Annotated in this window: 11 protein-coding genes; 8 read left to right on the top strand and 3 right to left on the bottom strand. The window is 42.2% G+C overall.

Annotation, left to right across the window (positions count from 1 at the left end; genetic code table 11):
• Window positions 1–35 precede the first annotated feature (35 nt).
• The 5 genes from P0M11_RS08645 to P0M11_RS08665 all read left to right on the top strand — a co-directional run bounded on the left by P0M11_RS08645 (window position 36) and on the right by P0M11_RS08665 (window position 4,550).
• A complete protein-coding gene (locus tag P0M11_RS08645) occupies window positions 36–638 on the top strand; it encodes a hypothetical protein (protein WP_275625297.1) in 603 nt (200 codons plus the stop codon).
• 132 nt (window positions 639–770) lie between these two features.
• Window positions 771–1,280: a hypothetical protein gene (locus P0M11_RS08650; RefSeq protein ID WP_275625298.1), complete on the top strand. Its 510-nt coding sequence runs from the start codon at window positions 771–773 to the stop codon at window positions 1,278–1,280.
• 54 nt (window positions 1,281–1,334) lie between these two features.
• The gene (locus P0M11_RS08655; protein ID WP_275625299.1) at window positions 1,335–2,777 is read left to right on the top strand and encodes an aminoacyl-histidine dipeptidase; all 1,443 of its coding nucleotides are present in this window, start codon (window positions 1,335–1,337) and stop codon (window positions 2,775–2,777) included.
• Window positions 2,778–3,092: 315 nt separating this feature from the next.
• Window positions 3,093–3,494, top strand: coding sequence for a hypothetical protein (locus P0M11_RS08660; RefSeq protein ID WP_275625300.1), 402 nt, complete (start codon window positions 3,093–3,095; stop codon window positions 3,492–3,494).
• 519 nt (window positions 3,495–4,013) lie between these two features.
• Complete coding sequence (locus P0M11_RS08665; protein ID WP_275625301.1) at window positions 4,014–4,550, top strand: DUF4256 domain-containing protein; 537 nt, start codon at window positions 4,014–4,016, stop codon at window positions 4,548–4,550.
• A gap of 54 nt (window positions 4,551–4,604) precedes the next feature.
• On the opposite strand, the gene P0M11_RS08670 is transcribed toward P0M11_RS08665, so the two are convergent.
• The 3 genes from P0M11_RS08670 to P0M11_RS08680 all read right to left on the bottom strand — a co-directional run bounded on the left by P0M11_RS08670 (window position 4,605) and on the right by P0M11_RS08680 (window position 7,661).
• Window positions 4,605–5,843, bottom strand: a complete 1,239-nt coding sequence (locus tag P0M11_RS08670) for a hypothetical protein (protein WP_275625302.1) — start codon at window positions 5,841–5,843, stop codon at window positions 4,605–4,607.
• Between the two features lie 21 nt (window positions 5,844–5,864).
• Window positions 5,865–6,746, bottom strand: a complete 882-nt coding sequence (locus P0M11_RS08675) for a hypothetical protein (RefSeq protein ID WP_275625303.1) — start codon at window positions 6,744–6,746, stop codon at window positions 5,865–5,867.
• 102 nt (window positions 6,747–6,848) lie between these two features.
• On the bottom strand, window positions 6,849–7,661 hold the full coding sequence (locus tag P0M11_RS08680) for a helix-turn-helix domain-containing protein (RefSeq protein WP_275625304.1): 813 nt from the start codon (window positions 7,659–7,661) through the stop codon (window positions 6,849–6,851).
• 142 nt (window positions 7,662–7,803) lie between these two features.
• On the opposite strand from P0M11_RS08680, the gene P0M11_RS08685 reads away from it, so the two are divergent.
• The 3 genes from P0M11_RS08685 to P0M11_RS08695 all read left to right on the top strand — a co-directional run bounded on the left by P0M11_RS08685 (window position 7,804) and on the right by P0M11_RS08695 (window position 12,098).
• A complete protein-coding gene (locus tag P0M11_RS08685; protein ID WP_275625305.1) occupies window positions 7,804–8,505 on the top strand; it encodes a DsbA family oxidoreductase in 702 nt (233 codons plus the stop codon).
• An 83-nt stretch (window positions 8,506–8,588) separates the two neighbouring features.
• On the top strand, window positions 8,589–9,164 hold the full coding sequence (locus P0M11_RS08690) for a YceI family protein (protein ID WP_275625306.1): 576 nt from the start codon (window positions 8,589–8,591) through the stop codon (window positions 9,162–9,164).
• A gap of 114 nt (window positions 9,165–9,278) precedes the next feature.
• Window positions 9,279–12,098: an aminopeptidase gene (locus tag P0M11_RS08695; RefSeq protein WP_275625307.1), complete on the top strand. Its 2,820-nt coding sequence runs from the start codon at window positions 9,279–9,281 to the stop codon at window positions 12,096–12,098.
• Window positions 12,099–12,161: the final 63 nt, after the last annotated feature.

Consider the following 12,161-nt stretch of genomic DNA (forward strand, 5'->3'; position numbering starts at 1 on the left):
TTCTTTTAATATCTTTAATGCAAAAATAAATCGGAATGCTGCAAAACCTGAACTACCCCCTTGATTTCAAATTTAAGATCACAACACTTTCCAGTGATTTTAACATTACCGACAGGAACGGAAACTATGTAGCGTACGTGCGTCAGAAAATGTTTAAACTGAAAGAAGATGTCATTGTCTTCAGCGACGAAAGCAGGACTAAGGAACTTTTCAGGATAAAGGCCAACCAGTGGATTGATTTCAATGCGTCCTATGCCATTACTGATCAGAAAACCGGAAAACAGTTCGGCAACCTTTCCCGCAGAGGAATGCGTTCACTGTGGAAATCACAGTACGACATTGCTGATGGGAACGGACAAACAAAGTACCAGATCAATGAAGACAATGGCTGGATAAAAGTTCTGGACGGCATCGTGGGCGAAATTCCACTTATCGGTATGCTTTCCGGTTATTTCCTGAACCCCTCCTACACCGTTCGGGATAATGCCGGCAACGCGTATTTCCGCTTAAAGAAAATGCCGTCGCTTTTCGGGCGGAAATTCCAGCTGGCCCGCCTTACCGATATTGCAGATGAAGATGAAACCCTTGTCGTACTCAGTTTTTTAATGATGGTACTTTTGGAAAGGGAGCGAGGGTAATTACAGTCATCCTGACAAAAGATCCGGAAATATTGTTATCATTAAGCCGCATTAGGTGAGCAATCTTCCTCGGGCCAGTGCCCAAGGGAGTTCCTCATATTTACTATATTTGTGCCACTGCACATGAACAATATGAAGACAATTATCAGAAAACATTTTCTCCTCGGTTTATTTAGCCTAATAACATTTCATTCCTGTAAAAAAGAATATACCAGTGATTCCATAAGTCAAACATCCGACTCCACAACAACTGTATCAATAGAACCTGCAGAGCCGGAAGCGGCAGCGAAATCAATGCTTCAGAGTTTTCCAATGCCTGCGGAGGTTGAAGGCTGCTCCTGTTATTTTGCCAGGAATCAGAAGGAGTATGAAAATGAGCAGTATGTATATGTGGATGACTATGGAAACAATGCCTATATTAAACTGGACGGCCATATGATTAAGATTCCGATGGAAGAAGGCGATTTTGACCCGTCTAATTTCAGCAAAGTGCTGGAGGATTCCGAGTACAGGATCAGCATGAGCGGTAAAAAGACCAGTGAGCAGGATGAAACCATGATGTTTACGGGGCAGCTTACCGTTTTAATTAAAAAAGAAAACCGCACCATTACCACACCTGTTTATGGTGAATGCGGCTGTTGAAGCACTGCATTATATAACCCTAAAAACATTAGATTCTAAAAATACACTTTACATATGGACATTACACAAATAGAACCGCAATCCGTCTGGAAAAACTTTACTGCGCTGAATGCAGTGCCAAGACCATCCAAAAAAGAGGAGCGTGTTATTGAATTCATGAAGAATTTCGGCGAAAAGCTGGGACTCGAAACAACTGTAGACGAAGTTGGCAATGTAATCATTAAAAAGCCCGCGACTGCAGGTATGGAAGACCGCAAAACTGTGGTGCTTCAGTCCCACCTGGATATGGTGCATCAGAAAAACTCCGATGTTAATTTTGATTTTAACAGTCAGGGAATTGAAATGGAGGTGGACGGAGACTGGCTGAAGGCCAAAGGAACTACCCTGGGTGCCGACAACGGACTTGGTGTGGCTGCAATAATGGCCGTCCTGGAAAGCAGGGACATTCCTCACCCGGCACTGGAAGCCCTTTTCACGATAGACGAAGAAACCGGAATGACCGGGGCAATGGGCCTGAAACCCAGCACATTACAGGGCGAAATCCTCCTGAACCTCGATACTGAGGAAGATGATGAAATCGACATTGGCTGTGCCGGCGGAATTGATGTAACTGCTTCACAGACATATAATCTAGAAGAGGCTAAAGGACAGATCGTAAAGATAGAAATCAAGGGACTGCAGGGAGGCCACTCCGGTATGGATATTCATAAAGGATTCGGAAATGCCAACGTTATCCTGGGCAGACTTCTGTACACAGGTATTGCAAACGAGAACATCCAGCTTATCAGTGTAGACGGCGGTGGACTTCGCAATGCTATTCCGCGTGAGGCGATGGCCATACTGTCCGTACGCAACTCCGTAGAGTTCATAGAGCAGGCTACGGAACTTAAGGAAGCCATCCTGGAGGAGTTTGCAAGTGTAGAAAAAGACCTTCAAATCAACATTGAAAACTTTTCAAGCAATGAAAAAGCGATTTCGCAGGAGGATTCCCGGAGGATAATCCTTGCGCTTAAGTCGGCTCACAATGGTGTATACCGCATGAGTCCCGATGTGGCAGATCTGGTAGAAACCTCCAATAACGTAGCCCGGGTGGAACTTAAAAACGGTGAACTCAAAATCTTAAACCTTTCCCGTTCTTCTGTAGAATCTTCAAAATATGCTGTTGCAGAGCAGCTGAAATCAGTGTTCGAACTTGCCGGAATGGAGGTTGAATTCAGTGGCTCCTACCCCGGCTGGAAACCAAAACCCGGATCGGATATCGTGAAACTGATGGAAAATATTTACGAGAGGGATTTTGGCAGCAAGCCTCATGTTGTAGCTTGTCATGCAGGACTGGAATGCGGCATCATCGGCGCTAATTACCCAAAGATGGAAATGGTAAGTTTTGGACCAACCATCCGCGGGGCACACTCGCCGGACGAAAGAGCCAACATTCCTTCAGCCCAAAAATTCTGGAGCTTCCTGAAAGAAATACTGAAGGAAATACCGAAGAAATAGTTTGAAAATCAATAAATTCCAATATCCAAAATGCGCAGGTGTTTTGGATATTTTTTTTTGGAATCATATACTTAGTTTCAATTGGTTGATCATTACATGTTACGGAGTACTGGTGGTTTGAGTGAGATGCGTATATTTGAGAGTTACCAGCAATTTTAAAAAATTACAATGCAAATAAAAAATTTACTTCGGATAATATTTAGAGTTTTTGGACTATATTCAGTGTTCACTTTAATCTTTAACTTTTTCCCTCAACAGTTAACTTACTTAATAAATTCTGATATATTTTTTCCATTCGATAGTAAAAATGGAATCATGCAAACTTGGATTTATTTAATAATTGTTGTGATACTAATTGTTGTAGTATTCTACCTTCTTATAATAAATCCCGACATAATTATTGCAAGATTAAAGCCTAAGAAATTTTTGGACGAAAAGATAAATTTCGAAAAATTAAATTCTGAAAGTTTATTACAAGTTGCAATTTTAGCAATTGGTATTTTATTACTTTTTGAATCAATTCCTGAACTAATTAACAAATTATTTACGTTGCTAAAAATTAGAAATATGAACAAAAATATTTCAGATGATATAAACACTTTAGGAATAAATTCTGAAATATTTTCAGCGTCATTTAAAGTATTAGTGGGTTTAATTTTTATCATTTTTCAGAATGGAATGGGAAAAATGTTATATAATCAAAACGTCAGGAAATAAAAAAAACTGCTGGTAACAAGCTATTTCTACAAAGCAGGCATGAAGTTTTCATCGAAGATTTTAGCGATTAATTAAGATTTTAGCAAGTAGTAGATTTCGTATTTTTATCCCGTCTGCAGAAATACCCAACCGTTAGCCGTCAGTGTAATGATATCTATACAAAGTACGAATTATGACACAATGTTAACTAAGCTAAATAACTTCACATATAAATATTTTGTTGGTTATACAAATCCCAACCATTCTTTTTCGTACCATGAACATTCTATTTGGTTATAATGGTAAAGAGAAAAGTTCCATTGCTAGTAGGATAAAAAATGAATTTGTGAATGGTACAGTCAAGAAGCCCGAGAATTTAAGAATTTTTGATAGAGATTACATTTCGGATTCACTTTTACTTGAAAATAGTGAAGGAAAAATAAAGGTGATCAGTACTTCACCGATGATGTTTGATACACGATTTCAAAATAAAGATTTATAAATTTATACAGAGATTCTATTTCATAAAAATTCATCACCATGTTAACGCATAACATATTGACCCTCCTCCAAACCCGTTTCCACCAAAACCCTCAACGCCACAATGGCCTGCAATGGCCTGCAATTAAGGAAAAGCTGGAAGCCAATCCGGAGAAGCTTGAAATCCTCCAGAAAATGGAAGACACCGGCGGTGAGCCCGATGTTGTAGGTTTCGATGCTGAATCTGGCAAATATCTGTTTATGGATTGCGCTGCTGAAAGCCCAAAAGGCAGACGGAGCTTCTGCTATGATAAAGTGGCGCTCGACAAAAGGAAGGAAAACAAACCCAAAAACAACGCAATGGATGCCGCAGCTGAAATAGGCATTGAAATGCTGGATGAAGATCAGTATCGCTATCTGCAGTCCCTTGGCACGTTTGACACAAAGACCTCAAGCTGGCTGGTAACACCAGAAAATATACGTAAGCTAGGTGGGGCTATTTTTGGAGATTACCGCTATGGAACGGTATTTATCTATCACAACGGCGCTGACTCCTATTATGCGGCACGCGGTTTCAGAGGTTTACTCAGGTTGTAATTCTCTAATTCGACTAAAGTATTTGAACATCTTTATACAGGCGCATCAGGTGGATTAGCTGCAAGGGTTTTTCTTCATAGCCTCGGGAATCTTCATAAATATCGGTCTAAGTTCCTCATTTAGCCTGGTGGTGTTATTGCGGTTCCTTGCTTTGGTCGCATCAACTTCCAGTTCGATGGCTTTAAACTCTTCCACTTTGTTCTGAAGGCAGCTGCGGCGTTTGGATGCCCGGCTCAGTTCTTCACCTTTGTATTTGTTTCTGGCCAGTCCCTCTTCTATCTGGCATATCTTATATTCGTCCTGCAAACGCATCAGCTTAAAGCTTTCGAAGTGGTCATATTTGGAAAAGGCTTTTTCCATGTCCGAATGTTTACTGTAATCTATACGGGTGTCCTTCAGATAATTCAACTGTTCCTTTTTGCCTTCGTTCTGTTTTTTCTGCTCTGCCAGCACCTTCATTTTAAGCGCAGCGCATGGATCTTTTGAGTCGGACAGTTTTGCTAGTTTTTCCTCTACCTTCGCGCCATCTTCCTCTGCATGGGCTAGTGCCTCCACTACGCGTGTGTCTTCTTCACGCCGAAACGCAGACGGATGGAAGCAATCGCTACCGGCCACTTTTTTGAAACTCAAGGTCTCAGACCGGCTTTCGCCCTGTTCGTAACCCAAGACAAGGAAGTTTCCTTTTGAAGTTTCCAGGAAACCAATACCGTAGGCACCCAGAAACTTAAGACCTTCAAAAGCTTCGGGGAAGTTGCTGTCTGTAAGTATGAACACACTTATCTCACCATCCAGGCTTACATATTTTCGGCCCTTAAATTCGTTACCGGCAAATTCGCGAAACTCATTTTTGTAGGTGAATTTCTTCATGGTAAACATATTTTCTGGACCCGAATCATCGGTGTTCCCGGTCCTTACATAATGTTTCAGTATAGTATTATGTGTTCCCTGCTCCCGCTGTGCCGAATTATAATAGGTATAGGTATTCCCTTTCAGGGTTTGAATGTATGCATAGAAATCAAGATGGTTCATATCGTAACTGCAGCCGGCCTGCTTGGTACTGTCGAAACCAAAACTGAGCACCGCTCCGGTTTCTCCATTAATATAGAAACATCCCGCGACCTCCCGCCCGCCAAAGACACCTTTGTAGTTTACCTTATAATCAAAACACAACTTATCATTGTACCGAAAGGGCCGTGCATTTGATGGATTTTCGAACACCTTCGCCTTTTTTTCTTCCTGCCCTTGTAGACAGGATATTAGGAGCGAAAAAAGCAAGGTATAGATCGATTTCATGATTTCAGTTTATTTGAATCCCTATTTAACCTCTGCAATCCGAAGATTGCTAATGTAGAAACCATCGGTGGGTTTCGGCATTAGAGGTGCTGCCCGGAAATGAAAATTATTTCGGTACGCACTTTTATCGAAACCTTTGGGCAAATCAAATATTTTCTGATTTCCCATATACAGCCGGATCCGGGTACCGTTCACGCTTATGCTGGCGCGTATGTTCTTGTTTGCCATGCGGTCTACCGGCCATTCGGTGGTGTTTTCCCGACCGGAATACAGACTTGTGGAATAACCTATAAACTGTTTTACGGAAGGTGGAATCAGGAAATAAAAAATACTTTTATGCTGAAGTGTGTTCTTGGCCGGATTCTGCACTTCGGAAAACCCAAAAGTAACTGGCGGCCGCAGACCGGAATCCGGGTATACAAGGTCAAACTCAACAGTGAAATTCTGAGGCAATGCACCTTTGATTTCCGGAAAAACTGCTGTATTATCAGGTACTTTAAGCCATTTGCCACCCTGACCCCGTAGTGTAACAATCTCACCGCTGCCATTCGTATTCCAGCCGGAGGGAAAATCGCCTGCCGGATATCTAAGGAAATCGTCCGTAAATATTGTCCGGCTTCCGGCTTCAAAATCAAATGCGGAACTCGCCTCGGTCTTAATCCCGGTATTTGTTTGTACATTAGATTTTTGATTCCCGGCTGCAGTTGACACCTTCTTAGACGTATCTTTCACGGTACCCTCCACTTCATTCAACCCTCTGTCAATGGCACGGTCTGTATGACGGTCAATACGCTGGTTCACCTTCTGTTCCACTTTCCGCTCCAGCTTTTTGAGGAATTGGGCAGGAGTAAGCATGGTTCCCGCCAGCAGAACTATTAATGCAAGTGTTGATTTTGTTTTCATAATACTATCTTTTAGTTGAGTGATAATTGCCGATAGAATTGACACTACCACACAAAGTTGGCAGATTAAAGTTTTTTATGATAGTAAAAAATCCCGAAAAGGTTATAAAGTGATCAGCCTGGACATGTTCCATTCACTGGACTGCATAAGAGACGGTGTATAACCATAAAATCTCTTAAACTCACGAATGAAATGGTTTTGGTCAAAATAGCCAAACTCCTGCGCAATATCGCACCATGACATTTCCGGACGGGTTTGAATAAACCGCAGACATTGATTAAACCTTTCAATGCGGCTGTACATCTTTGGGGTAAGACCTATTTTCTCCTTAAAATGGTCTTCGAGGCTGGTAATAGACATAGCCACATCCGAACAGAGATTCCGGACACTCGCCGTACCACTGCCCTGCCTGATTCTTGAAATTGCATATTCCATTGTCCCACAGGAAGTGCTGGTCACAGAACGTGCTTTCTGTAGCAACCATGATTGTAAAACTCTTAAAATGACATCTGCATTGCTCCCCAGGTCTTCCAGCAGCGTACAAAACGCTTTAAGTTTGGGAAAGATGTCTTCCATCTCTATTTTCGAATTCCTGAACTCATCCTGAGGCAAACCCAGTAGAAAATAAGCCCCGTAAGGTGTAAAGTTGATAAAAACAAAATGAGCCGTACGACAACGGTAAGTCCTGTGTGAATCGAATTGCCCGCTGAAGCGGAAAAAGGTTTTCAGTTCACAGTCCTGTACAGCATCGTAAATCATCCTGTCGGGTGCAAGGTTTAGGATAAGTCCCGAAAAGCCATGCGGAAAGAAATCAAAATTGGCATCACCATCCAGACCGGGCGCCAGATTGATATACCCCAGGTTCTGGACGTAGGGCCGCAATGCTGGATGTGGTTTGTAAAACCGGACGGACATCTAACAAATTTAGTTAAATTTATGCTTAAAAATCAGCGCATTAAATAATAAATACAGTTGCGGCTATCAGCACAGTTAACCTACATCAACGGGAATGACGCTGGATAACCGTAAATTTGTAATTATTTATAACAACAATATCATGAAAATAAATATCTGGAGTGACGTACGATGCCCGTTCTGTTATGTAGGAAAAAAGAAATTTGAAAAAGCAATGTCACAATTTCCAGAGGCAGCGGGTGTAACTGTGGAATGGCACAGTTTCCAGTTGGATCCGTCTCTGGAGACGCAAGCTGAACGTGATCCATTTGAATTTTTTGCAGAAAGGAAAGGAATTTCCCGGCAGCAGGCGCAGGCCATGCACTCACATGCTGAAAATGCCGGCAGAGAGGCAGGCATTGACTTTAATTTTGAAAATCAGAAAGTGGCCAATTCCTACAAAGCACACCTGCTGATCCAGTTGGCAAAAACCAAAAACCTGGGCAGCGAAATTGAAGAAGTACTGTTCCGTGCGCAGTTTCTTGACGGTAAGAATATTGACGATGTAACTACACTGGTAGATCTGGGCATACAGGCGGGCCTTTTGGAAAATGATATCAGGGCTGCCCTCGAATCTGACGAATTTGCTTATGCCGTGTCCCAGGATATGCAGATGGCTTCAAAGCTAGGATTCAGTTCCGTTCCTTTCTTTGTTTTCAATGATAAATACGGCGTTTCCGGTGCGCAACAACCCGAACTTTTTCTGGAAATTCTGGAAAAATCGTGGAAAGAATTTTCCGAAGGTGACCACGGCCTGAAGATAATCAATGGCGACAGTTGTGATACTGACGGCAACTGCAACTGAGGATTTCTTAACATACATCAACCCCGGCAGAATGGCACTACGCTATCTTTGTACCATAAATTAATCAGTAAAAAAAATCAGTTATGAAAAAATTAATGTCTTTATTAATGCTTATCATGCTTAGTGTTAGTGTATATGCACAGAAAGTATTGGTGAGCGACCCCGCACACTCCCGAATCCAGTTTTCGGTAATTCACCTTACCATCAGTGATATCACCGGTAACTTTGAAACTGCAAATCTGACCATCAATGCCGATGAGAAGAATTTCCTGAATTCAAAACTAACTTTTGAAGTTGATGTGAATTCAATTAATACGCATATTGAGGCCCGTGACAATCACCTCAGAAGCGCAGACTTCTTTGATGTGGCCAATCATCCAAAGATGACTTTCACCTCTACCTCAATCACAAAGGGATCACAGAAAAACTATTATAATGTAAACGGCAATCTTACCATGCACGGTGTTACAAAACCTGTTACCGTTACGTTGGTATACCGCGGTTCGGTTGTAAACCAGATGAATAAGAAAGACACCCACGGGTACCAGGTTATGGCTACTATAAAAAGATCTGATTTTAATGTAGGTCCAGGCTTCCCGGAAGCAGTAATCAGCGACCAGGTTAGGATTAAAGGTGATTTTGAGCTCACCCAGAAATAATCATAGTATATTTATTTTAAGTGTGAACAGACCCGGAGCGATTCGGGTCTGCTTTTTGATAGGGATTATCCTGCTAAATAAAAAGCATTACTTTATATTTGGCCTTTGGTTATTTTGAAGAGATTAATTGCAGGTTTTTTATTCGGAGGATTTTTTGTGCTGGCATCGGCACAAAGAGACAGCATTTACCTACAGGCCAAACTGGAACAGGACCTCCGGACGCTTAATGTAACCCAGGAACTCCGCTATTACAATAAAACGGATTCAGCACAGACAGAAGTACAGCTGCTGAACTGGATTGCTGCCTATAAAAATCGTGGCACACCCCTTTACGACAGGAAAATAGAAGACAGGAACAAGGAACTTCATTTTGCACAACCTCAGGAGCTCGGGAAGCTGAAAACCCTTGAAGTTAAAACAGATCTATCTGAGATAACTTCCCCGGCCGATCTTAATTCTGAAAACCTTTATATTCAGTTGGCTCAACCCCTTCAGCCGGGCGCGAGTGTAAAACTGCTCCTTAAGTATCAATTGCAGCTTCCGTTAGCCAAATTCACCGGTTATGGAATGTCTGAGCAAAATATTGCTCTTAAATACTTTTTTCTGGTACCGGACAGCTTTGCTGAAGCCAACGGCAATGAGCGCAGGTTCCTGGACATTGAGGAAACAGCCAACCATAGCACGCACTGGACAGTAAACCTGGATTTACCAACCGACTATCATTCAAAAAGCAACCTTACGGAACTGCATCCTAATTACTACACAGGTTTGCTGAAAGCAGATCCGGAATTTCTGATCTCATTTAACATTTATCCCACCCTGACTTTTCAAACAGGTGGAGTTCAGACTAAGGTTGATTTTGGCTACCGCCTGGAGGCAGAAGAGCAACAGCATCTTAAAAATAAAATTCCGCAACAGCTGGAATATCTGCAAAGTAAAACGGGACTTGTACCCTCAAAGATTTTCATTTCAGAAAAATTCCGGAATAAGGAAGATTTTTTCGGTAATGACGATATCGCATTCTGGAAGTTCCGCTTCCCGCTCTTTACCCCGGAAGAAAATGCTGACCTCGATTATTTCAGCATCATCTCCAAGAACATCCTGGAACAGGGACTGATCACCAATAAGGATGACGACCACTGGTTTAAAAACGGTATCAAGACCTACCTGGAACTTCAGTACCTCAAAAAATATTACGGAGACCATAAATTGCTGGGCCAGCTTACAGAGGCCTCAATTATCGGAATCAAACCGCTGAAGCTCTTTCATGCTTCCCGTCTCAAGCTGATTGAGCGCTACGGTATTGCGTACCAGTACATGATGACGCAGAATCTTGATCAGAAAGTTGATGAAGACTTCAAAGACCTCAGCAATTTCAATGAAATGACGGTGAGCAACTTTGAAATGGGCAGTCTGCTGAACTTTGTGGCCGAAAAGATGGGCACCTCTGAATTTGAAGACTTTCTGAGCGAATATCTTCAGTCCAATGCTGCGCAGCAGATTGACACCGGCCACTTCCTGGACAGACTGGCCATGCGCTCGCATTACTCTTCTGTATTTTTGGACAAACTCATGTCGCGTAAGCACAGAGTCAACTTTAACCTTAAGAAATTTAAAAGAGCCGACGGCAATCTGGAAGTAACCGTCCGCAAGAACACCTATGATCCGGTACCCTTTAAACTGGAGACAATCTCCGAACAGGGAGGTACTAAAACACACTGGTTCGGCACGCCGGAACATCCTTCTCAGGACGTTTATATCGTTCCAGAAATGGATGCTGATAAAATTGTGATCAACAGCGGTCATTTTTTTCCGGAGAAGAATTTCCGTGACAACTATCTGTACACCAAAGGTTTGTTCAGCAACATGAAAAAAATAAAGCTGAAACTCATTAAGGACATTCCCAATCCCGAGTACAATGAGATTTATCTGAATCCGCGTCTTACCTTTAATGCATATGACAAGGTCCTGCTCGGTCTGAATTTTCGGAACGAGTCACTCTTCAATCATAAATTTGCCTACTCACTGACGCCCTATTACAGTACGGGAACCGGGCAGATTACTGGTTCCGGAAGTGTGACTTACAGCATCATGCCGCCCGAAAGCTTTTTCCAAAGCCTGAATATGGGAGTCTCCGGCTCTTATTTTCATTATGATTATGACCTGAGTTACCGAAAGTTTACGGCAAGTGCTTCAATTAATTTTGCTAAAGAGCCGCGCAGTGCAATCTCAAGGAGTTTAGGCGTTTCATTTAATCATTATGAAAAGGACCTGACGCCGGAAATGATATTTGAGAATGAATATAACCGGTATAACCTTTGGAACGTAAATTATGCCTTTGCAGACAACGGACTGATTCACGAGAAGTTTTTCGGTGCTTATGTGCAGGGAATGCAGGATTTCAACAAAGTGGCGGCAGAAGCAACTTACCGGTATGAATATGCAGCCAACAAAAAAATCGCGTTCCGGCTTTTTGCGGGATATTTTCTGAACAATAAAACGCGTAATGAAATCTTTGATTTTGGGATCTCGCGTGTTTCCAATTACTCATTCTCTTATGGTCTGTTGGGTCAGAGTGCGACTTCCGGTCTGCTTTCGCAGCAGTTTATAATGGCCGATGGTGGATTTAAATCTTTGATAGATTCAACAGCCAATCAGTGGATCACTTCCCTTAATGTTGATTCTCACATCTGGAAAATGTTTAATATTTATGCTGATGCGGGTATGTACAAAAACAGGTCAGCAGATCCGAAATTCATTTGGGACAGCGGTGTGAAGGTGCGCATAATCCCGGATTTCCTGGAAGTCTACCTTCCGGTCTACTCCACTCTTGGGTTTGAACCTTCGTTTAAAGATTATGCCCAAAGAATCAGGTTCACCCTGGTCCTCAATCTAAGTGCGGTAATCAATACCGCAAGACGGGGATGGTATTAATGAACGCGTACACATTGCAGGATTGATGGAACCAGCGAAAGGTTGAGCACAAAAAAGGCTGCC

Source organism: Kaistella sp. PBT33-4, from assembly GCF_029194425.1.
In the GTDB taxonomy this organism is placed as follows: domain Bacteria; phylum Bacteroidota; class Bacteroidia; order Flavobacteriales; family Weeksellaceae; genus Marnyiella.